Genomic DNA, 23050 nt, shown 5'->3' on the forward strand with positions numbered 1-23050 from the left:
GCGCTTAAAGGTATTTTTTTATGACAACAATTCGACCATTAAATTACGCAAAAACTCATTTTATTTTAAGTGCGCCTGATATTTCTCATTTACCAAGTGATAGTGGTGTTGAGGTGGCATTTGCTGGCAGATCTAATGCGGGTAAATCCAGTGCACTTAACACATTAACCAATCAAAAAACGCTAGCCAGAACAAGTAAAACACCGGGAAGAACTCAGTTAATTAATCTTTTTGAGGTTGAAGAAAATTGCCGTTTAGTTGATTTGCCAGGTTATGGTTATGCACAAGTTCCCGAAGCCATAAAACGTAAATGGCAAAAATCTTTAGGGGAATATCTACAAAAACGTGAAAGTCTGAAAGGGTTAGTTGTCCTAATGGATATAAGGCATCCGTTAAAAGATTTAGACCAACAGATGATTCAATGGGCGGTTTCAGTTAATATTCCTGTCATGTTATTACTTACTAAGGCCGATAAACTTGCTTCTGGAGCACAAAAAAAACAAGTTAACATGGTTAAAGAAGCCATTTTGCCTTTTCAAGGGGATATTATCGTTGCGCCATTTTCCTCGCCTAAGCGCATGGGATTAGAGCCTTTAAAACAAAAATTAGATGAATGGTTTAGCCAACAGTAAAGGTAACAGTTTAATGGATAATACCCCTTTTTCATATAACTCGTTATCGCCTGATCTGATTATTGATAGTTTGGGATCCATCGGGATTCGTCTTGATTCAGGACTTACCGCCTTAAATAGTTATGAAAACCGAGTCTATCAATTTCATGATGAAGATCACACCCGTTATGTTGTTAAATTTTATCGTCCTCATCGCTGGAGTCGAGCTCAGATTCTTGAAGAACATCAGTTTACCCAGCAGTTATTCGATGCGGAAATTCCTGTTATTACGCCATTAACATTTAATAATACGACGCTACATGAATACCACGGTTACCTGTTTTCCCTATTTCCAAGCATGGGCGGACGGCAATATGAAATGGATAATATTGAGCAGATGGAGTCTGTTGCTATGTTGCTCGGGCGTATTCATCAAATAGGTGCAAAACAATCTTTTTCATATCGCCCAACTATCGGGTTAGAGGAATATCTTTATCATCCACAAGAGGTTTTGCTATCTTGTCGCTTTATTCCCAATAAAGTTCAATCCGATCTTAAAATAATTTTAGCGCAATTAATTAAAGCTGTTGAACAATATTGGCACAATGATTGGCAACCTATTCGTTTACATGCTGATTGCCATGCTGGCAATATTTTATGGCGTGATAATGCGATGTTTGTTGATTTTGATGACTCACGCAATGGACCTGCAATCCAAGATCTATGGATGTTACTACATGGCGATCATAAACAGCAACGTCTGCAATTAGATATGCTAATTGAGATGTATCAAGAGTTTTATCATTTTGATAACCATCAATTAAAACTTATTGAGCCTTTGAGAGCAATGAGAATGATTCACCATTTAGCATGGGTTATAGCGCGTTGGCAAGATCCTGCTTTTCCAATCGCCTTTCCATGGTTCACTGATGATGATTTTTGGCACCAGCAATTAACTGAATTTAAACAGCAAATTACTGCTATCAAATCACCACCACTACAATTAGCACCAATGATATAAGGCTAAAAATTAAATAAAAAGCTTGGTTGATATTATGAAAACTTAATTTATTACACTCTATTACGTTATAGTGAAAGGGATTGTAATAACTGCTCAAAATTAGGTTGCTTTAAAATCAACCACTCTTTTTTATGCTTAGAAAGCTGTTTTATTCGATACTCAATTTTTAGCGCTGTGGATTTATCACCCACGCTAATTTGATAAACAATGCTAAGATCTTGATGCGCTTTTAAATATTTAGAACCTTTGCCATTTTTATGTTGCTCAAAACGCCTTGTAATATCTGTCGTAATGCCAGTATAAAGTGATTGTTTAGCTGTTCTAATAATGTATAAAAACCATTGGGAAGCGTTATTAGCCATAGATGTCAGCAATATAAATAAACAATTTCACTATAATATCATTTTTTATTAAGTAACAAATATGTATTATTCTAAATCGTTGTTATTAATCTATGTTGCTGAGTCCCCATTACTGTTCCATTTACTTTAACGCGGATAATGTTTAAGATAAGCTAAATTTTTTGATGTATTTTGGGATAATAAATTTGAATAACTTTGCAAAAATTATTGAGGTTCAACGTGGCAATTTAAAATTCGCTTACGTGCAAAATGACGAAATCAATTATTTAGAGCTTTTTGACCAATTTTTGGCAGAAGAAGGGCATCATGAGTTACTGGATCCAAGCGATAAAATTGAACGATATACTTATCTAATCAATCATAAGCAAGACAAATTTATTTTTAAAATTGATGGTGGCGTTGAGCATCGTTTAGAGCGTCGTTTGATAGCCAAAATTACTGGTGATTTTTATTTTAATTTAATTCGTAAGCTGGCAAGAATATCGCTTGATAAGTGTGATATTGCTTATGAACTTTATTTGGTTGCTTTTGACCAAAAAACCAATCGCCATTATATGATTTTTAACTTCATTGAAGGTCGCTCTTTAAAATGGGATGAAATGAAAAAGTATGGCGATCAAGTAAAAGAGTGCATAGAAACGCTGCACAGTTATAATCTCGTTTCTAATGATGTGCATGGTGGAAATTTTATTTTAACGCCTGAAGGAAAAATCAAAGCCATTGATTTAACTAATTCGGGGTTTATTTGGTTGACTAAGGCCAATGATGCAATTGAATTAAAAGAACGGTTTAATATCATAATTAAGGTGCCTTTTTGGGCTATGACGATTAAAAAGTTTACTCATGGTTTTAAACGATTATCCCGTAAAATCCGTGGTAAAGGAGATTAATTATCTTATTATTGTGAGCAATTTTGTCACTTATAAAGATACTTAATCAATAACCTTTTCTTCAGCCTTAATTAAATTTGTATTCACTATTGATAAATACTAGTAAATTAGGATGCAAAAAGCTAGAATTGATGAGCTTATTCAAAAAAGGATGGGATATGAAAAAGTTAATTGGTTATTTGGCTGTTTTAACTATTCTAACAAGTTGCACATCGCAAAAAATGTTGTCAATTTATCAGACTAGCGGTGTTGAAATTGCTCAAAATTCGTCAGGCGCTGATATATTAAATAAGTACAATACATCACGACCAATTACCGCCCTCCACTCCTCTTTATCTTTATGTATTGCGCAAGAACTTGATAATGGTCCAGTGGTATTAGCAAGTGAAAACTATTCTGGATCACTTTGGTGGCCTTATTACAATGTGCCGAGCCAGCAAGCAATCACAGTTAGCGGAGGTGACACAATTAAATTAGTTGAAGGTAATCATGTCGTGGCTAATGCTGTAACTGACTATCTTTACCATACTAAATATTTTATCAGTTATATCCTAACGGCAACTCGTCATCAAAATAACATCCATTATCTATTTAGCAATATTAAACAAGCTCACCAATATACAGGTTCAGTTGTAAATGATGGATTTGAAAATGTGAAAACGCTTGAAAGTGCTCACCCGAATCTGGTTATTGATGCACTTAATAAAGAGGCTGATAAAATTCAAGAATGTTTATTGCGCTAATAATACGTTATTTTTAATTGCTATTTTTAAAAAGTTTTAGGTCAATATGCGTTTAAGTCTATTTTAGCGTTCTACTGTTTAAAACTATTAACTTCAATCTTAATCCTACTTAATTACTCAACAACTCCAAAGCAGAAAAAGCTATGTATACTTATATTATTAGTGCTAGATGCGCGATTATCCAAATAAAATGAATAGTCTATTAGTATTTATCAGAATTTTTAAAGGATCTTTGGATGCAAAAGCTAAAAATATCATTTTAAAAATATAAGCAAGTATTGTGACTGCTCATAAAGTATCGGTAGAATATATATTATTCAATGCTTTTGAGCCAAATATTGCTAAATTAGTAACTGAAAGCATAAATAACGCAGTAAAATAAGCAAATTATTTAGTCTGTTAAATTGCATTAGTAATAATCTGTCAATAAACTAATGTTATTAGCAGATTTTGTAATGAATATCAATTCAAACCATTGTGGTGGAAAAAGATATTGAATTTTAATGAAATACCTTTTAATCAAGTAACACTTAAATTTAAGCTTATTAGCTTCTTTTGTTAGTTTTCACTTTATTTCTAGCTGATAAAATATTTATATGCGTTGTATTGTTAATATTTACAATGTTTACGCTCTCGAGTTGAAAGCGCTACTAAATTTATCTCTTCACCAAATAAAATCGAAATCATTAATAACGGTGATAATCTTTTAGAAGAAAGCTCACAACGTATATTTCAAAAAAGTTATTTAGCGAAAGGAGATAATTGTAAGATTGGTTTTATAGTGTTAGCAAACATTGATGCGTTTAATGAGCATATTCAATTGTGCGATTCAACTAATTAAGAAAACCTATTGCAGCGTATCATTGCTCATGATAATTGTGTGGGTTTAATTTTACTTGATGTTTTTATTCTAAAACTTACAGGGTTAGAGTTATTAAAATATATTTGTATCAGTTATCTAAAAACAGATATCATTGTGGTAACTGTCGCCTGTAAAAATATTTACTTTTGGATGTCTACAGGTTGCTTTGAGTCGATATCAAAAACGTGTATATTTGTTATCTTCATCCAAAATATTTAATCACAATCAAATAGCAAGTGGGCTTATTATAACTTATAACTATTGTGAGAATCTATTTTTGACCACTATAAATGGAATGCTAAATATAAAAAACCATTTTAATTATAGAGCATGATCGAAATAAAAATACGCGGGTAAATAAGTTATTTTACATCGTTATTTCGTCTAATGATAAGCTAAAGCTTGGCACAAAAACATCTAAAAAGTAGTCCATTTCAGGGCTATTACGTTCAGATAAAGTCTCTTTTAAACGTTGCTCTGCTAATTTAAATTCATTATTACCCGCACTTAATTCCTCAATTGTTTTCAGATAAGCACATAATGCATCAGCTTGTTTTACAATGTTTTTTTCTGCTTCGCTATAAAAATCATCATCAATTAATGTCTTAAAATCATCTTGTAACTCTTCAGGAAGCATATTAAGAAGTTTGTGTTGTGCTATTTTCTCAATTTTTTTATATTCAACAGTAATTTGCGGATTATAATATTTTGTGGGCGTCGGTAAATCGCCAGTTATTACTTCTGAAACATCATGATACATTGCTAATAATGCGATGCGTTCAGGGTTTACATCGCCATTAAATTTCTTATTTTTAATTACAGCTAAAGCATGTGCAACAAAAGCAACTTGTAAGCTATGCTCTGATACATTTTCTGTTCTTACATTACGCATTAAAGGCCAACGGTTAATTAGTTTTAGGCGTGATAAATGGGCAAAAAAATGGCTATTTTTCATATTAGTATCTCTTTAAATATAAAATAAAAACGCTCCTATTTTTAATAGGAGCGTTTATAAAATATAACTATTTATGATTTTACGCTAAAACAAGCTGTTGAGTGCCTAACACGAGTGGCACCGTTTGCTCTTCTGTAAATGTTACATATTCCCAAGCATCTTGTTTCGCCAATAATGCTTGTAATAATTGATTATTCAATGCATGACCTGATTTATAACAAACTACTTCACCAATCATATTATGGCCACTCATGTATAAATCGCCAATAGTATCAAGCATTTTGTGACGAACAAATTCATCATCAAAACGTAAACCATCGTCATTGAGTACTTTATAATCATCTACCACAATTGCACAATCTAAGCTACCACCTAAGCATAAACCTTTAGATTGTAATGCTTCAATATCACGCATAAACCCAAAAGTTCTAGCTCGGCTGATTTGGCGAATAAAAGACTCAGATGAAAAATCCAACTGATAACGTTGTGAACTGTTATCAATAGCAGGATGATGAAAATCAATGGTAAAATCTAATCTAAATCCATTATAAGGTCTTATTTCGGCCCATTTATCACCATTTTCAACTCGAATAGTTTCCTTTACACACAAAAACTTCTTCAAGGCATTTTGTTCAGCAATACCTGCATCAAGCAATAAATAAACAAAAGGGCTTGCGCTACCGTCCATAATTGGAATTTCGGGAGCATTAACTTCAATAATGAGATTATCAATACCTAGCCCAGCTAAAGCAGCATTGATATGCTCAACTGTTGAAATGCGAACATTATCTTCGTTTACTAAACAGGTACAAAGCATGGTATCTCGCACTGATTTTGCATCCACTGGAAAATCAACATATGGATCCAAATCAGTACGACGATAAATAATACCTGTATTTTCTGGCGCAGGGCGTAATGTCAAAGTAACTTTCTTGCCAGTATGTAAACCAACACCAGTTGCTTGAATGGTTTTCTTTAATGTTCTTTGTTTCACTTTACACCTACTTTTTTGTTTGTTCCTATCGATTTTGACAATAAAAAATCAAATAAGTTCAATTCTAATTCGCTTGCTTACGGATGAAAGCTGGAATATCTAAAATTTTATGATCCTCAAGCGGAGAAGCTGTTGGTTCATTAGCAACCTTAGCTAATTTCTCTTCTTGTTGTCCTAATGTATTGCTGTGGCCAAACAAATCATTGTGTGACACGGGTGGTTTAACTATTTTAGCTTCTGGTCGTTTATCCATACCAATACCCGTTGCAACTACTGTTACTCGAATCTCATCAGACATATCTGGATCAAATGTTGTACCAACAACGACTGTTGCATTGTCAGAAGCGAACGCTTTAACTGTGCTACCTACTGTTTCAAACTCTTCTAAACCAATATCTAACCCCGCAGTTACATTTACTAATACACCACGAGCACCAGATAAATCAATATCTTCAAGTAATGGACTAGAAATTGCCATTTCTGCTGCCTCTTCGGCTCGGTTATCGCCACTAGCTCTACCAGAGCCCATCATAGCATATCCCATTTCAGACATCACTGTTCTTACATCAGCAAAGTCAACATTGATAAGACCTGGTTTAGTGATAAGTTCAGCAATACCTTGTACTGCACCTTTTAAAACGCCATTAGCTGCCGCAAAAGCATCAAGCAATTTAACTCCACGACCTAATACTTTTAATAATTTGTCATTTGGAATAGTGATCAGTGAATCGACATGTTTTGCTAATTCAGAAATACCCTGTTCAGCAAAAGCCATACGTTTTTTACCTTCAAAGCTAAAAGGTTTAGTAACAACAGCAACCGTTAAAATACCTAATTCTTTTGCTATCTCGGCAACGACTGGAGCTGCACCCGTTCCTGTGCCCCCGCCCATTCCAGCAGCGATAAAAACCATGTCAGCACCTTCAATTGCACTGCGGATGACCTCGCGATCTTCCTCTGCAGAATTTCTACCAACTTCTGGATTAGCGCCAGCACCAAGTCCTTTAGTAACATTAGTCCCAATCTGGATAGTTTGACCCACCTTAATTCTTTTTAATGCTTGCGCATCTGTATTTGCCGCAAAAAACTCAACACCTTCAATATGCTCTGCAATCATATGCTCGACAGCATTGCCACCGCCACCACCGACACCAATAACTTTAATGACTGCTGCTGGCTCAGCATCTGCAACCATAGGCTCAAACATAACTTATCTCCAAATTTACGATCTGCGGACATTGTACAGATAATCATCTACAATGTCCACGAAGTTCTTGAAATATACTAGCTAAAATTCTTTTTTAAACCATCCGGTCAATCGTTTAGCTATCCCTTTTAATGATGATTTATTGCTATCTTTAGCATCATCATTTAATAAATCTTGTTTTCCATAATGTAATAACCCTATAGTTGTTGAACAATAAGGTTTTTGAACATAATCGGTTAATCCTGATATGTTTAATGGCTGACCAATACGCACTTGGTTTTTAAATACTTTTTCGGCGCATTCTACCATTCCTTTTATTTGAGATGCGCCACCAGTTAAAACAATACCTGCTGCTAATTGATATTTAATATTTTGTTTCTTAAGTTCTTCTTGTAATACAAGTAACTCTTTTTGTACCAACGCAAGAAGTTCTGAATAGCGTGGTTCAATTACATCGGTAAGCGTCTGTCGTTGCAATGAACGAGACGGCCTTCCTCCTACACTAGGGACATCAATAACCTCATCTTTACCCACTAACGAACCTACAGCACACCCATAACGAATCTTAATGTTTTCTGCATCCATAGGTGGTGCGCCAAACGCATATGCAATATCGCTGGTAACAACATTGCCAGCATAAGGGATTACAACAGAATGACGTAATGCACCATCAGTATAGACTGTCACATCCATTGTACCGCCACCGATGTCTATTACGCAAACACCTAATTCTTTTTCATCATCAGTTAAAACTGCATAGCTGGAAGCTAATCCAGAAAAAATAAGCTGATCTACTTTTAATCCGCAACGTTCAACTGCTTTCACAATATTTCTAGCCATATCATTATGACAAGTAATTAAGTGAACTTTGGCTTTCATCCTTACTCCAGATAAACCAACGGGATTTTTAATACCTTCTTGTAAATCAATAGAATATTCTTGTGCAATGACGTGTAAAATACGGTGTTCATCTAAAATTCTGACTGATTTTGCTGTATGAACAACATTATCTACGTCCTCTGCTGTGACTTCTTCGTCGGCTATTGGCACCATTCCTATTTCATTTTGGCACCGGATATGTTTACCAGAAAGGCTTAAATATACTGAGGATATTTGGCAATCAGCCATTAGTTCAGCTTGATCAACCGCTCGTTGGATTGATTTCACTACAGACTCAAGATCGTTTACACCACCTTTATCAACACCTTTTGATGGGCAGTGCCCCACGCCAATGATATTGACAATACCATCAGGAAGAACTTCACCAACAAGAGCAAGCACTTTGGATGTGCCAACCTCTAATCCAACGACCAATTTTTTTTCTGTTGCTTTCATACTTCAGCCTTAATTTATTCCTTACAGCATTATTTTTTCTCTTTGTACTGAAATACCATTTTCGTAACGTAAATCAGCTACCGTTATTCTTTCATTTTCAGGCACTCTTGATTGAATTTCTGGAAATAATTTAATAAATTGTTGATATCGCTGTTCAATTTTTTCACTACCTAACAATAATTTTATTTCTTGATTTTCAAGGCAAAAACCAGATATACATTGTTTTATCATCAATTGCCATGCATTGCGTTCATCAGTTATAGCGAATTTAATATGTAATGCTAACTCATTATTAGCTAATTTTTTAGAAATATCTTCTAATTTCAAATAAATTTCTAAAGCTGCTTTTGCCTTACCCTCTGGACCGTATAGCCTTGGTAATTGTAATTCGGCAATACGGTCAAGAGGTACACTAAATACATTACCATTTTTATCAAGTAAAAATAGATCATTCCAATAAAGTACAGGTTTATATTCTTCTACATAAATAATTAGCCTATCAGGCCATTGTTTTCGCACACTGGTTTGTTTAACCCATGGAAATCGCATGATTTCTTGTTGAATATCATTAACATCTTGTCCTATATAGGTATTAGGCAACCCTAATCCTAAAATCGCATTTCGAAGATCGTCCTCAGTTGTATAGGTGTGTTCCCCACTTAACGTTAATTGTGATAATACCATTTGCTCGGGATCATCCATCCAATTCTTAAAGCTTTGAATCACCCAAATGCTAATAAAAATAATCATAATAAAGAACAAAAAACCTAAAAATTGTTCTGTATTACGAAAGATAAGCAACCGCCTTTTATTTTTTTCTTCTCTTCTATGCGCTGCTTGCCGAACTTGTTTCATAAAATAAGGCCAATTAGAGAATTGCCAAATTTAAGATTTTGGCTACAAGTTCGTTAAATGACCAACCATGTTGTTTTGCCGCCATAGGTACCAAGCTGTGATCTGTCATTCCTGGCGCAGTGTTTACCTCAAGTAGGAATGGTTTTTGATTAGCATCAAACATGATATCAACTCTTCCCCAGCCCCTGCAACCAACCGCTTTATAAGCATCTAATGCTAATTTTTGAATTTCTTGCTCTTTGTCATTAGGTAAACCGCTTGGACAAAAATACTGGGTAGTGTCAGATAAATATTTGGCATCATAATCATAAAACTTGGTAGTAGGTTTTATGTGAATTGACGGTAAAACCTCTTCACCGACAATAGATACTGTAAATTCTGGACCAGCTAAAAATGACTCAACCATTACTGCACTATCATATTTAAAAGCGGCATCAATGGCTGATTTTAATTCAGATTCTTCATTAACACGAGCCATACCGACACTAGAACCCTCATGAATTGGTTTAACAAACAGTGGTAATCCAAGTTGTTTAACAATAGAGTCCGTATCAATTGATTGTGATTTTTCTACCATGATGTAATCAGCAACAGGTAAATTGAGCGATTTCCAGATCAATTTAGTTTTTAACTTATCCATGGTTAATGCTGATGACAAAACATCACTGCCCGTATAAGGAATATTTTGATAAGTCAAAATTGCTTGAGCAATACCATCTTCACCACCACGTCCATGAAGGATAACAAAAGCCTTTGTGTAACCCTCCGCTTTTAAATTAGTGATAGGGTGATATTTAGTATCAATAAGATGTGCATCAACACCATTTGCCAATAATCCTGCACATACAGCTTTACCTGACTTAAGCGATACTTCACGCTCAGAAGAGGTACCACCATATAATACAGCAACTTTATCAACCATTTTTATAAATCCTCTTTTGAAGATAATTGAGTTTTAGCTAATTGGCGAGCAATACGACCAACACTACCAGCGCCTTGTGTAATTAATAAATCACCACCTTGTAATACTTCTTGCATAATTTCAGGCAACAAAGTTAAATCAGAGATATAAATGGGATCAACTTTACCTCGATTACGAATTGTTCGGCATAAAGAACGACTATCAGCCCCTGCAATGGGTTGCTCTCCAGCAGGATAGACATCTAACATCACAAGAGCATCAACTTGAGAAAGTACTTGCGCAAAATCATCAAATAAATCGCGAGTGCGCGTATATCGGTGTGGTTGAAATAACAACACAAGCCGTCGTTCAGGCCAACCATTTCTTGCCGCTTGGATTGTTGCATTAACCTCGCTTGGATGATGCCCATAATCATCAACCATCATAATATCCCCACCGTCGGCATGAGGAAAAACACCTAATAAATCAAAACGCCTACTGGTACCTGCAAATTTAGCTAATGCATTTATAATCGATTCATCATCAATGCCATCTTCAGTGGCAGCAATAATTGCAGCTACTGAGTTTAAGGCATTATGTTTACCTGGTGCATTTAACTCGATTTGTAAATTTGGCCGCTCTGGACGGCAAACAGTATAATAGCTTATTCCTTTTTCTTGGCGATAATCTTTAATAACAACATCAGCTTCTTCACTAAATCCATAAGTAATGACTTTTCGTCCTACAATCGGTAATAATTCACGATTAATCGGATCGTCATAACACATAATAGCTAAACCATAAAATGGCAGGTTTCGTAAAAACGAAATAAATGTTTGTTTAAGATTCTCAATACTGCCTTGGTAAGTATCCATATGATCAGGTTCGATATTAGTTACAATAGATACCATTGGTTGCAAATGAAGAAATGAAGCATCACTTTCATCTGCTTCTGCAATAAAATAACGACTACTACCTAGCTTAGCATGTACTCCTGCTGCCTTAACTAAACCGCCATTAACAAAGGTTGGATCAAGTTTAGCTTCAGCATAAATAGTGGTAACCATTGCCGTTGTCGTGGTTTTACCGTGCGTGCCAGCAATAGCAATGCCGTATCGAAAACGCATCAATTCAGCTAACATTTCAGCGCGTTGAATGACTGGTATACGAGCCTCACGGGCAGCAACCACTTCAATGTTATCTTGCGAAATAGCCGAAGATATAACGACAACACTGGCGTTAATAACATTTTCAGCGGCATGACCAATAACGATCTTTGCTCCTAATATTTCTAGGTGTTGAGTCACAGCATTTTCAGCAATATCTGAACCGCTAATGTTGTACCCTTCATTAGCTAGAACTTCGGCAATTCCACCCATGCCCGCGCCACCAATACCCACAAAGTGAATATGTTTTACTCGTTTCATTTCAGGAATAATTGCTCTTAACTCTGCTAATTCCCTTGTATTCACTATTGAACTCCTAATTATTTTTTCATTGCATAGTGCACAGCGTCATATCATCATTGAACATTTTTATATCTGTTATTTTTAGTTCAAACAATTTATTGACTCAAACATACACCTAACCTGAAACTTTTTTAACAGAATTATTACATAAATTCATATTATAAGTTTACTATTTTATCACTGAATTAAGGGTTTGCGCCACTTTTTCAGTGGAATTTACAATAGATAAACTTTTAGCTTTAATCGCCATTTCAATTAGTTTGTCGCGATTCAGATTTAGTAATAGTTTTGATAAGGATTCAACGCTAAAATCTGGTTGTTCTATGATGTTAGCTGCGCCTATATCTGCTAATGATTTTGCATTCCAAAATTGTTGGCGATCTTTATGCATAAACGGAACAAAAATAGCACCGATACCAACAATTTCAATTTCACTAACGGTTAATGCACCACTTCGACAAATTACAAGATCTGCCCAATTATATGCCTCAGCAACATCAGAGATAAATTCAGTCACTTTGTTATTTTTCATATTACAATCTTGATAAGATTCAGTGACTGAATTTAACATTCCTTTACCAGTTTGGTGCCATATTACATATTTATCTGATAATTTTGTTATCGCTTGAGGCACTATATCATTAATAACTTTTGCGCCTTGGCTTCCCCCCATGACCAATATTCTAATTGGCCCATGGCGATCTTTGAATCTTTCTTCAGGTCTTGCAATAGTTAAAAGTTCACTACGCACAGGATTGCCAACAACTTCGGCCTTAGGGAAAGCTGTTGGGAATGCTTGCAAAACTTTAGTTGCAATTTTAGCTAGCCACTTGTTGGTTAAACCCGCTATACCATTTTGTTCATGTAAAACAATAGGGATGCCAAGTGTTTTTGCTGCGATCCCTCCAGGACCTGAAACATATCCTCCCATTCCAAGGACTACATCGGGGCAATAGTTTTTTAAAATTTTCCGCGCCTGTAAAACGGCTCTTAAAATTTTATAAGGTGCTTTTAACAATGCGATAACACCTTTTCCGCGTAGCCCTGATATTTCGATAAAATCAATATCAATGCCATTTTCAGGAACTAGGTGTGCTTCCATTCTATCGGCGGTGCCTAACCATCTTACTTGCCAGCCTTGCTTCATTAAATAATGCGCAACAGCAATACCGGGAAAAACATGCCCACCAGTTCCCCCTGCCATAACTAATAATTTTTTCATTATTTTATTAACCTTATTCTTGCTTGCGCTTGTTGTTGTCTAAATTCAAAATCTATCCTAAGTAATATTGCAACTGCAATACTCATCACAATAAGGCTTGAACCACCATAACTAATAAATGGTAATGTTAATCCTTTAGTTGGTAACATACCCGATGTAACACCAACATTAACAAATGTTTGGAATCCAAACCAGATACCTATTTCACAGGCTAAATAGCCTGAAAATAGTGATCCATCATTAAGCGCACGATAACCAATTGCAAGTGCCTTAAATGTCAAAAAGAAAAGCAATGACAACAAAGCGACTACGCCTATATATCCATACTCTTCTGAAATGATTGAAAAAATAAAATCAGTATGGCATTCAGGTAAATAGCCTAATTTTAAGATAGAATTTCCCATGCCTTGCCCAGTAATGCCGCCATTACCTATTGCCATTAATGAAGCAACTAATTGATAGCCTGAACCCGTTGCATCTTGCCAAGGGTCAAGAAAAGTTAATAACCGTGTTAAACGGTAAGACTCATATAAAATCAAACAAATCACTGTACCAACACCCGTTAGTAAAATCGCAATAAATTGCCACAATTGGGCTCCAGCAATAAATAAGATACCAATAGTCACCATAAATAAAACAATAACAGTGCCTAGATCGGGTTGTTTAAGTAACAATACCGAGAGTATTGCCATAACAACCATAGGTTTAAAAAAGCCCCAAAATCCACTTTGTACCTCGTCGGATTTGCGCGATAAATAACCCGCTAAAAATAAAAATAGTGCTAATTTTGAAAGCTCGGCTGGTTGAAAATTGAATACACCTAAAGGTATCCAGCGAGATGCACCATTAATCGAAGAACCAATGCCTAGCACAACAATCAACATAATAATAGCAATAATTAGTAATATTGACCCAAACTGTTGCCAACGTTGCATTGGAATATATAATGTAATAAACATTAAAAATAACGATAACCCTAACTGAATAAGCTCTCGTTGTGTATAAAAGAACGGATTACTTTCATTAAATGACATTGAAGACGATGTCACCATGATCAAACCAAATATCATTAAACCAAGCACAGTCCAAAGTAATTGATTATCAAATGGGACATGTGGATTCACTTGTTTTTTTAGCCCAAAAAATGTCATTTTTCATTTCCTTGAGCATATTGTGTAGCAAGTTGTGCAAATCGCTTTCCGCGTTCAATATAATTTTTAAACTGATCTAAACTTGCACAAGCAGGGGAAAGTAAAACCACATCGTTGGGCTCCACTTTTTGAGCAATAATTTTTACAGATTCCGCCATGGTTTCGGTGATTGTTGTTATATTGGCAGCTAGTTTACCTAGTAAATAGCGATCTCGCCCAAAGCAGAAAATCTCCAGGTTTCTATTTTGTAAATAAGGAATAAGTGGCGAAAAATCAGCTGATTTTCCATCTCCACCTAGTAATAAAAATAATTTTCCTTTGCAAACAATACTGTTTAAAGCAGCTGCAGTGCTACCTACATTAGTTGCTTTAGAGTCATTAATCCATTTCACTCCATTTTTTTCCAACACTAACTCAAAACGGTGAGGCAATCCATGGAATGATGCGATTGTTGCTATGCTTGATTTTCGTGGAATCTTTAATTTATCGGCTATTGCTAAAGCTGCAAGCGCATTAAGATAATTATGGCACCCAGTTAATTTCATGGTTTTTGTTGCTAATACGTCCTGCTCTTGTGCTATAAGATGCTCACAGTGTTGATCTAAATGATAATCGCCTTTAGTCACACCAAATGAAACACAATTACTTTGTTTATTTGTTGGAGTAGTTAGCTCATCATCATAATTAATCACACAATATTTAGCGTTATGGTAAATACGTTGCTTCGCCTCGACATATTGCATTAGACCAAAAGGATAGCGATCCATATGGTCTTGTGAAATATTTAAAATTGTTGCAACGGTAGCTTGTAAACTATAAGTTGTTTCTAGCTGAAAACTTGATAGTTCAAGAACATATACATCGTAATCTTGGTTCAATAACGATAATGCTGGTTGTCCAATATTTCCTCCAACAGCAACTTTAGTGCCTGTTGATGCAATGATTTCACCAACTAATGTTGTTACAGTCGTTTTACCATTTGCACCAGTGATTGCCACGATCTGCTTATTATTTTGTTGATTTATTTCGCGACAAAATAGCTCTATATCCCCAATAATTTCAATCCCTTGTTTAGCTGCTAATTGTAGTTCAGGTGTAGCTAAAGCAATGCCTGGGCTTGCAATGATTAAATCAGCATCTAGCAACCAATCAATATTTAATTCACCTAAATGATAAACAACGCGTTTGTCTAATTGCTCTAAGCCTGATGGGGATAAACGAGTATCGATAACTTTAGGTATAACATTTTGAGCAAGAAAATAGTTAACACATGAAAGACCTGTGATACCTAAACCAACAATAACGACTTTTTTGCCTTGATAGCTAACCATAATTCAATCCTAGTATTGTTTATTAACGTAACTTCAATGTTAATAAACCTATTACAACTAACATTAATGAAATTATCCAAAAACGCACAATAACACGCGGTTCTGGCCAACCTTTTAATTCATAGTGATGATGAATGGGTGCCATACGGAAAACTCTTTTACCACGTAATTTAAACGATCCAACTTGTAAAATAACGGAGAGCGTTTCGATAACAAAGATCCCGCCCATAATGAGTAATAAAAATTCTTGTCGTAATAACACAGCAATAATACCAAACACCCCGCCTAAAGCTAACGAGCCAACGTCGCCCATAAAAACCATTGCAGGATATGTGTTAAACCATAAAAAACCAAGTCCCGCGCCAATAATTGCCATGCAGACAATCATCAATTCACCACTAAATTTAATATAAGGGATATTTAAATAGGCGGCAAAATTGACATTGCCAGTAGCCCAAGCGACAAGAGTAAAACCAGCTGCAACAAAAACAGTTGGCATAATGGCTAGTCCATCAAGTCCATCCGTTAAATTAACGGCATTACCTGCACCGACAATAACAACATAAGTTAACAAGATAAACCATAAACCCAATTGAGGCATCACATCTTTAAAAAATGGCACAACAAGTACTGTTGCTGCGCTATCTTTTCCATAAACATAAAGACCAAAAGCGACAATTAACGCAATGACTGATTGCCAAAAGTATTTCCATCTGGCAATAAGACCAGCACTATTTTTACGAATGACTTTTAAATAATCATCAGTAAAACCAATAATGCCATAACCCATTAACACAAATAAGGTAATCCATATATAAGGATTACGAAGATCTGCCCATAACAACACCGATAATAAAATGGATGCTAAAATAAGCGTCCCCCCCATAGTTGGCGTTCCTTTTTTACTTAAATGGGATTCAGGTCCATCATTACGAATTACCTGTCCTATCTGTAGTTTTTGTAACCAATCAATAACTTTTTGTCCCATAAATAATGAAATAACTAACGAGGTTAATAGACCTAAAATGGCTCTTACTGTTAAATAAGAGATAACATTAAAAAAGGTAAAATGTTTAACTAAATATTCTGATATCCACACAAACATAATTTTAATCCTGATTCATTTTCAGCTGTTCAATTTGAATTTTTTCAATAAGTTCTTCCATTTTGGCACTACGCGACCCCTTAACCAGCATAGTTAAAGTTGGATATTGACGTAATAACATTAATAGATAATTTACTGCATCTTGTTTATTATTAAAATGGTGACCTACCCCGCTATATTGGCTAATAAATTGACTTAATTTGCCAACACTTACGACACAATCCAGTTTTTCATCATGAGCAAGTTCACCTATTTGTCGATGATATTTTTCTGCTTCGCATCCTAATTCCCCCATATCACCAACCACTAAAATTCGATACCCAGGCTGCTTTGCCAAAACTTTAACTGCCGCAGACATTGAACCAACATTGGCATTATAAGTATCATCCCAAATTAATTGGGTTTGATTTAGCTTGATTGGAAATAACCGACCTTTTACTGGTTTTAAAGTGGCTAAACCTTGCTGAATCTGGTTGAACGTTGCACCAACAGAGATCGCCAAAGCGGAGGCTGCAATCGCATTTGAAATATTATGTTGCCCAATTAGTGGTAACTTAATTTCACATTCGCCTTTAGGAGTATGTAACATAAAAGTAGTGTTTTGAGCATATGTAATATTGCTGGCATAAAAATCAGCTGATGGATTAGCTAATGAGAAAGTCCAAATTGTTTTATTTATCAGTTGAGTAAACCATTTATCTGAACAACTATCTAAATTAATAATAGCGATGCCATCTTTGGGCAAACCTTGAAATATTTCACCCTTAGCTTTTGCTACACCTTCAAGCGAGCCAAATCCCTCAATATGAGCTTCGGCAATATTATTAATTAAAGCACTTTGTGGCTTAACAATATTTGTAGTATAAGCAATTTCGCCAATATGGTTAGCACCTAATTCTATTACAGCAAAATTGTCTTGGGGAGTTAAACGAAATAAGGTAAGTGGAACACCAATATCATTATTAAAATTCCCTTGAGTATAAAGTGTTTGGCCACAAAAGCCTAAAATTGCAGCTGTCATCTCTTTAACAGAAGTTTTGCCAGAAGAGCCTGTTAATGCGACAATTTTTGCTTGACTTTGCTGGCGAATAAATGAAGCAATTTTACCTAATGCATGGCGTGTATCATCAACGACAATTTGCGGTATTAGACAATCGAGTTTACGATTGACAACCACAGCAATAGCACCATTTTGAATGGCTTGTTGGGCAAATTCATGCCCATCAAAACTATCACCTACTAAGGCGATAAACAATGATTTTTCAGTTAGTTTTCGTGAATCAGTGCAAATAGTATCAATCATAATACTTTCGTTTTGGATATGATAAAATTTACCATCCACAATTTTTTTTAATTGTTCGATTTTTAATGGGATCATGATTGACTTTCAACTCCTAAAAGTCTTTTGACTGTTTCTTGATCTGAGTAATGATATTTAGTTTTATCCACAATTTGATAATCTTCATGCCCTTTTCCAGCAATCAATATCACATCATTAATATTTGCTTGAGCAAGCGTTTGGGTTATCGCTTGTACTCTGTCAGTAACAACTTGTACATTTTTTTTACTTACTAAGCCTTGCTCAATGTCATGAATAATTTTCATCTCGTTTTCTGTTCGTGGATTGTCATTTGTCAGAACAATCTTATCGGCAAATTGTTCTGCTATTTTAGCCATTAAAGGCCTTTTACCCATATCTCTATCTCCACCACAGCCAAAAATCACCCATAAAGAACCTTTACAATGTATTCGGCTTGCTTGTAAGGCTTTTTGTAATGCGTCTGGAGTATGCGCATAGTCAACAATAACCGTTGGACTATTTTTTACGTGTAACACCTCCATTCGCCCACAAATGGGGTTCAAAAAAGCGGCCATATTAACTACAGCAAAAAATGGAAAATTCAATGTTAAAAGTGTAGCTATCGCTAATAACAAATTAGAAACGTTAAACTCACCTAGTAGTCGACTATTAATAATGGCGTTTCCCCAACTTGACTCCATATAAATTTTGGCGCCTTTGTCGTGATAATCAATCATAGAAACACCAACATAAGGTATATTTAAGGCCTTTAATTGTCGTAATGATTTAGGTTGGCATGAGACAGCCGTCACTTGCGTGAGCTTTTCAATCCATCTTTTTCCATATTTATCATCATAATTAATAATTGATTTGCCAGCGGTTAAAACTTGTTTTTCTTTTTCATCAGGACTAAATAGCGACCATTTTGCTTTGGCGTACTTCCCCATGGTTTTATGGTAATCGAGATGATCGCGACTTAGGTTGGTAAATACGGTGGCAGCACAATTTAGTCCTTTAACACGATCCATTGCAAGCCCATGAGAAGAAATCTCCATGGCTACAATTTTCACCTGTTTTTTTACAAAATTAGCTAATAATGTTTGTATATCTATTGCAGATGCCGTCGTATTGATAGATGGTTCAAGTTGATTATAAATGCCATTACCAATAGTCCCCATTATTGCTGTTTTCTCATTCAATAATGTTGTACATTGAGCAATAAGCTGGCTAACGGTTGTTTTTCCATTCGTTCCTGTCACACCAATAACGGATAATTTTTTTGAAGGGGTATGATAAAAATCATTAGCAATTAATGATAAACGTTGTGAAAGTTGAAAAACACTTATTTGTGGAATGACAGATTTATTGTTTTGCTTAAGATAATCAATTTTTAAGTCATTTGATTTTCTTTTTGTTTCGATCAAGACAACAGCAGCACCAGCAGCAATAGCTTGTGGAATAAATGTTCGACCGTCAACGGCATGCCCTTTGATAGCAACAAATACATCATTTTTTTTCACTTTGCGGCTATCAATACACAAATGATTAAGTGAAAAATTGTCTAATTTTAGATTTCGACTTTCACCTCCACCTAATAGCTCAAATAATGTATAAAAAGAACTTGTAGTCATTATTTTCCACCTATTAATAAATAATCATTTGGCCATCAATTTGGCGATCTGGTTTTACATTCATTGTTCTAAGAACACCTCCCATAATGCGACTAAAAACAGGGGCAGAGACTGAGCCACCATAATACTGACCAGCTTTAGGATTATCAATAACAACCACAAGAGAATATTTTGGCCCTGTTGCTGGGGCAATACCTGCTGTATAAGCCAGATATTGATTAACATACCGGCCACCAGATAATTTTTTTGCAGTTCCTGTTTTAACCGCAACACTGTAACCAGGGACGGATGCCTTCGTACCGCCACCAGTAACCGCTACAGCTTCCATTAATTGAACAACTGTTTTTGCATCTTTTTCAGAAACAACACGTTTGCCTTTAACAGGTTCGGTGGCCTTTAAAATTGTTACTGGTCGATAAATACCATAACTACCGATAGTCGCATAAGCCCTAGCTAACTGTAATGGTGTAACTCTTAGCCCATACCCAAACGCAAATGTAGCTCGTTCAATATCAGCCCATTTTCTTGTTCTATCCGCTGCAATTGAACCACTGACTTCGCCACCCAAACCTAATTCTGTTGGCTGGCCTAACCCAAAACGACTATAGAATTCTACAAGATCACCTTGCTGCATTTGTAAGGCAAGTTTACTTACGCCAACATTACTGGATTTTTCTAATATACCAGCCAAATTTAGTGATTTTTGATATGACACATCTTTAATTTCATAGCGATTGACATAAAATGGTCTTGTGTCAATAATCGTATTTAAATTGGCAATTTTCTTTTCTAAAGCAGCCATTACTACTAAAGGTTTAACAGTCGAGCCTGGTTCAAACGCATCTGTAACAGCTCTATTTCTCAATAAATTATAATCAAGCGATGAACGATTATTCGGGTTATAAGATGGGCTGGTTGCCATTGCTAAAATCTCGCCAGTGTGCACATCAACTAATACTGCTGTTCCACTGTCTGCTTTGTTAAATTCAACAGCTTGGCTAAGCTCGGTATATACCAACGATTGTAAACGCTCGTCTATGCTGAGTGTTAAGTCTGCAGCTGTTTCACTTTCTGTTCGTTCTAATTCTTCAATAACACGACCGACTCGATCTCGCCTTACAATTCTTTGCCCTGATTCACCAATTAACCACTTATTAAAGCTTTTTTCAATGCCTTCAGAACCCTTTTCAGCGCCATTTTCATCAATGTCTGTTAAACCAATTAGTTGAGCTATATTTTCTGCCGCAGGATAATAACGTTTGGATGTTTTGGCAAATGATATCCCTGGTAATTTTAGCTTTTTTAAATAATCAGATATAGTTGGTGTTACTTGTCTAGATAAATAAACAAATCGCATTGATGCATTACCTAGTTTTTGCTCTAGTGTCGACATTGGAATATTCAACGTTTTAGCTAAACCTTGCCACCTGATATCATCTGCTTTAACTCCGCCTTTTTGTACAACGATTTTAGGATCTGCCCATACATCAAACATTGGCACACTTACAGCTAATGCTCGGCCATGACGGTCAGTTATCATTGCTCTTGGCGCATCCATTTCTTGATGACGTATCGAGCGTTTATTACCTTCAGCAATGAGTTTGTCTGGCTCAATAATTTGTAATAATGCCATTCGAACAATAAGACTAATAATCGCAAAAATAATAAGAGTATATACAATATAAAAACGGCTTGGAGTAAAAAATTGCTTTTTACTATTCAACTTATTTGTTTTTGTTGCCTTTTTAGTTTTATCTTTTTTATGTTTAGTAACAGGCTTCATTATTTACTCTTTATCACAATAACTGTTTCATTTTGTGGTGTTACATAAGACATACCTAATTGAATCTTAGCTTTCTCTTCAATACGCTTGGGCTCTGCAAGTACATTTTCTTCAATAATTAGGTTCCGCCATTCACTTTCTAATACATCTTGTTCTAATAAAAGTTGCTCACGCTCAAATAGCTGTTTACGAACCTGTTGCGTTGTTATTAATACAGCACCAGCAGAGATAATAATCATTACAAGTAATAATAATGAAATTTTTTGATGGCCAAACAAATCGCCAATAATTAAGCCAAATAAGCTTTTATTTGGCTTTTTTTGAATATCTTTATCAATATAGATGTTATCTCGAAAAGCATCATTGAGTTGGTGGCTATTCATGTTTCCTTTCTGCTACCCTTAATATTGCGCTTCGAGAGCGCGGGTTATTATTAATTTCAATTGTATTCGGTTTAATTTTACCGAGTGATTTTAATCTAGCACTGCCATATTGTTGAATTTGTTGTTCTGTTAATGGTAATCGAGCGGGTAAATCTGGGCCTTTACTCTGTTTGCTAATAAATTGCTTTACAATTCTATCTTCTAAAGAATGAAAGCTAATAACCGCAAGCCTGCCATGATTGGCAAGAACCGACAAACTGCTATTTAATGCTTGCTCAACTTCTTCTAGCTCACTATTAATATAAATACGTATAGCTTGAAAACTGCGTGTAGCAGGATGCTTATTTTTATCTTTTTTGGGTGTCGCTTTTTCAATTAACTTAGCCAATTCCAGAGTACGAGTAATGGGTGAAATCTTATTTTGCTCGACGATCGCATGTGCAATACGTTTGGCAAATTTTTCTTCACCAAATGTTTTTAACACCCATGCAATATCGTTTTCATCACTGTTTAGTAACCATTCACTTGCAGTTAAACCTTTTTGGTTATTCATTCGCATATCTAAAGGTCCATCACGCATAAAAGAGAATCCTCTTTCAGGATCATCAAGTTGTGGTGATGAAACACCAAGGTCTAACAAAATACCGTCAATTTTACCTAATAATGCTAACTGATTAATATACTCATATATATTTGAAAATTCACCACGAATAAAAGTAAATCTAGGATCAATTATTTCTAAAGCAGTTTCTTCAGCACGTTCATCACGATCGATAGCAATCAATCGTCCTTGTGCACCAAGTTGTTCAAGTATTAAGCGAGAGTGCCCACCTCGCCCAAATGTACCATCAACATAAATGCCATCTTTTTTTATATTTAATGCTTGTACAGCTTCGTTTAATAAAACCGTTGTATGTTGATAATCCATCAATCTTTTGC

21 protein-coding genes are annotated in these 23050 nt (G+C 35.3%); 4 read left to right on the forward strand and 17 right to left on the reverse strand.

Annotation, left to right across the window (positions count from 1 at the left end; translation table 11 throughout):
* Positions 1–20: 20 nt before the first annotated feature.
* Together yihA and A9G47_RS03665 are read left to right on the forward strand one after the other, a co-directional pair.
* A complete protein-coding gene (gene yihA, locus A9G47_RS03660) occupies positions 21–632 on the forward strand; it encodes a ribosome biogenesis GTP-binding protein YihA/YsxC (RefSeq protein WP_065566540.1) in 612 nt (203 codons plus the stop codon).
* A gap of 13 nt (positions 633–645) precedes the next feature.
* Positions 646–1632, forward strand: a complete 987-nt coding sequence (locus tag A9G47_RS03665) for a serine/threonine protein kinase (RefSeq protein ID WP_065566562.1) — start codon at positions 646–648, stop codon at positions 1630–1632.
* A gap of 65 nt (positions 1633–1697) precedes the next feature.
* Here A9G47_RS03665 and A9G47_RS03670 read toward each other — a convergent pair whose 3' ends face one another.
* On the reverse strand, positions 1698–1994 hold the full coding sequence (locus A9G47_RS03670; protein ID WP_065566541.1) for a GIY-YIG nuclease family protein: 297 nt from the start codon (positions 1992–1994) through the stop codon (positions 1698–1700).
* A 185-nt stretch (positions 1995–2179) separates the two neighbouring features.
* Here A9G47_RS03670 and A9G47_RS03675 point away from each other — a divergent pair, with 185 nt between their 5' ends.
* On the forward strand, positions 2180–2884 hold the full coding sequence (locus A9G47_RS03675) for a lipopolysaccharide core heptose(II) kinase RfaY (RefSeq protein ID WP_176700652.1): 705 nt from the start codon (positions 2180–2182) through the stop codon (positions 2882–2884).
* 158 nt (positions 2885–3042) lie between these two features.
* Entirely contained in the window at positions 3043–3627 is a 585-nt protein-coding gene (locus tag A9G47_RS03680) for a hypothetical protein (RefSeq protein WP_065642190.1), read from the forward strand.
* A 1229-nt stretch (positions 3628–4856) separates the two neighbouring features.
* Here A9G47_RS03680 and yfbR read toward each other — a convergent pair.
* From yfbR to rsmH, 16 genes are all read right to left on the reverse strand, one after another.
* Entirely contained in the window at positions 4857–5444 is a 588-nt protein-coding gene (yfbR, locus tag A9G47_RS03685) for a 5'-deoxynucleotidase (RefSeq protein WP_065579759.1), read from the reverse strand.
* A gap of 79 nt (positions 5445–5523) precedes the next feature.
* The gene (gene lpxC, locus A9G47_RS03690; protein ID WP_141674677.1) at positions 5524–6438 is read right to left on the reverse strand and encodes a UDP-3-O-acyl-N-acetylglucosamine deacetylase; all 915 of its coding nucleotides are present in this window, start codon (positions 6436–6438) and stop codon (positions 5524–5526) included.
* Positions 6439–6502: 64 nt separating this feature from the next.
* Positions 6503–7645: a cell division protein FtsZ gene (gene ftsZ / locus A9G47_RS03695; protein ID WP_065566546.1), complete on the reverse strand. Its 1143-nt coding sequence runs from the start codon at positions 7643–7645 to the stop codon at positions 6503–6505.
* Positions 7646–7726: 81 nt separating this feature from the next.
* Complete coding sequence (gene ftsA, locus A9G47_RS03700; protein WP_065566547.1) at positions 7727–8980, reverse strand: cell division protein FtsA; 1254 nt, start codon at positions 8978–8980, stop codon at positions 7727–7729.
* A 21-nt stretch (positions 8981–9001) separates the two neighbouring features.
* Positions 9002–9835, reverse strand: a complete 834-nt coding sequence (locus A9G47_RS03705; protein ID WP_065566548.1) for an FtsQ-type POTRA domain-containing protein — start codon at positions 9833–9835, stop codon at positions 9002–9004.
* 13 nt (positions 9836–9848) lie between these two features.
* Positions 9849–10757: a D-alanine--D-alanine ligase gene (locus A9G47_RS03710; RefSeq protein ID WP_065566549.1), complete on the reverse strand. Its 909-nt coding sequence runs from the start codon at positions 10755–10757 to the stop codon at positions 9849–9851.
* 2 nt (positions 10758–10759) lie between these two features.
* Positions 10760–12208 carry a UDP-N-acetylmuramate--L-alanine ligase gene (gene murC / locus A9G47_RS03715; protein WP_065642191.1) on the reverse strand — a complete coding sequence of 483 codons (1449 nt, stop codon included), beginning with the start codon at positions 12206–12208 and terminating at the stop codon, positions 10760–10762.
* Between the two features lie 166 nt (positions 12209–12374).
* Positions 12375–13427 carry an undecaprenyldiphospho-muramoylpentapeptide beta-N-acetylglucosaminyltransferase gene (gene murG, locus A9G47_RS03720; protein ID WP_065642192.1) on the reverse strand — a complete coding sequence of 351 codons (1053 nt, stop codon included), beginning with the start codon at positions 13425–13427 and terminating at the stop codon, positions 12375–12377.
* Positions 13427–14578, reverse strand: a complete 1152-nt coding sequence (gene ftsW, locus A9G47_RS03725; RefSeq protein WP_065566552.1) for a cell division protein FtsW — start codon at positions 14576–14578, stop codon at positions 13427–13429. The genes murG and ftsW overlap by 1 nt, the downstream gene beginning before the upstream one ends.
* Positions 14575–15909 (reverse strand): UDP-N-acetylmuramoyl-L-alanine--D-glutamate ligase, encoded by a 1335-nt coding sequence (gene murD, locus A9G47_RS03730; RefSeq protein WP_065566553.1) that lies wholly within the window; start codon positions 15907–15909, stop codon positions 14575–14577. The genes ftsW and murD overlap by 4 nt, the downstream gene beginning before the upstream one ends.
* Before the next feature lie 22 nt (positions 15910–15931).
* Positions 15932–17014 (reverse strand): phospho-N-acetylmuramoyl-pentapeptide-transferase, encoded by a 1083-nt coding sequence (gene mraY / locus A9G47_RS03735; RefSeq protein ID WP_065566554.1) that lies wholly within the window; start codon positions 17012–17014, stop codon positions 15932–15934.
* Positions 17015–17018: 4 nt separating this feature from the next.
* Complete coding sequence (gene murF / locus A9G47_RS03740) at positions 17019–18392, reverse strand: UDP-N-acetylmuramoyl-tripeptide--D-alanyl-D-alanine ligase (RefSeq protein ID WP_065566555.1); 1374 nt, start codon at positions 18390–18392, stop codon at positions 17019–17021.
* A complete protein-coding gene (gene murE / locus A9G47_RS03745) occupies positions 18389–19945 on the reverse strand; it encodes a UDP-N-acetylmuramoyl-L-alanyl-D-glutamate--2,6-diaminopimelate ligase (protein WP_065642193.1) in 1557 nt (518 codons plus the stop codon). The genes murF and murE overlap by 4 nt, the downstream gene beginning before the upstream one ends.
* Before the next feature lie 13 nt (positions 19946–19958).
* Complete coding sequence (ftsI, locus tag A9G47_RS03750; RefSeq protein WP_065566557.1) at positions 19959–21728, reverse strand: peptidoglycan glycosyltransferase FtsI; 1770 nt, start codon at positions 21726–21728, stop codon at positions 19959–19961.
* Positions 21728–22111: a cell division protein FtsL gene (ftsL, locus tag A9G47_RS03755; RefSeq protein WP_081297831.1), complete on the reverse strand. Its 384-nt coding sequence runs from the start codon at positions 22109–22111 to the stop codon at positions 21728–21730. The genes ftsI and ftsL overlap by 1 nt, the downstream gene beginning before the upstream one ends.
* Entirely contained in the window at positions 22104–23039 is a 936-nt protein-coding gene (rsmH, locus tag A9G47_RS03760; RefSeq protein ID WP_065642194.1) for a 16S rRNA (cytosine(1402)-N(4))-methyltransferase RsmH, read from the reverse strand. Before rsmH ends, ftsL begins: the two co-directional genes overlap by 8 nt.
* Between the last annotated feature and the right edge of the window lie 11 nt (positions 23040–23050).

Origin of the sequence: Gilliamella sp. WF3-4 (assembly GCF_001690275.1) — a bacterium.
In the GTDB taxonomy this organism is placed as follows: Bacteria; Pseudomonadota; Gammaproteobacteria; order Enterobacterales; family Orbaceae; genus Gilliamella; species Gilliamella apicola_C.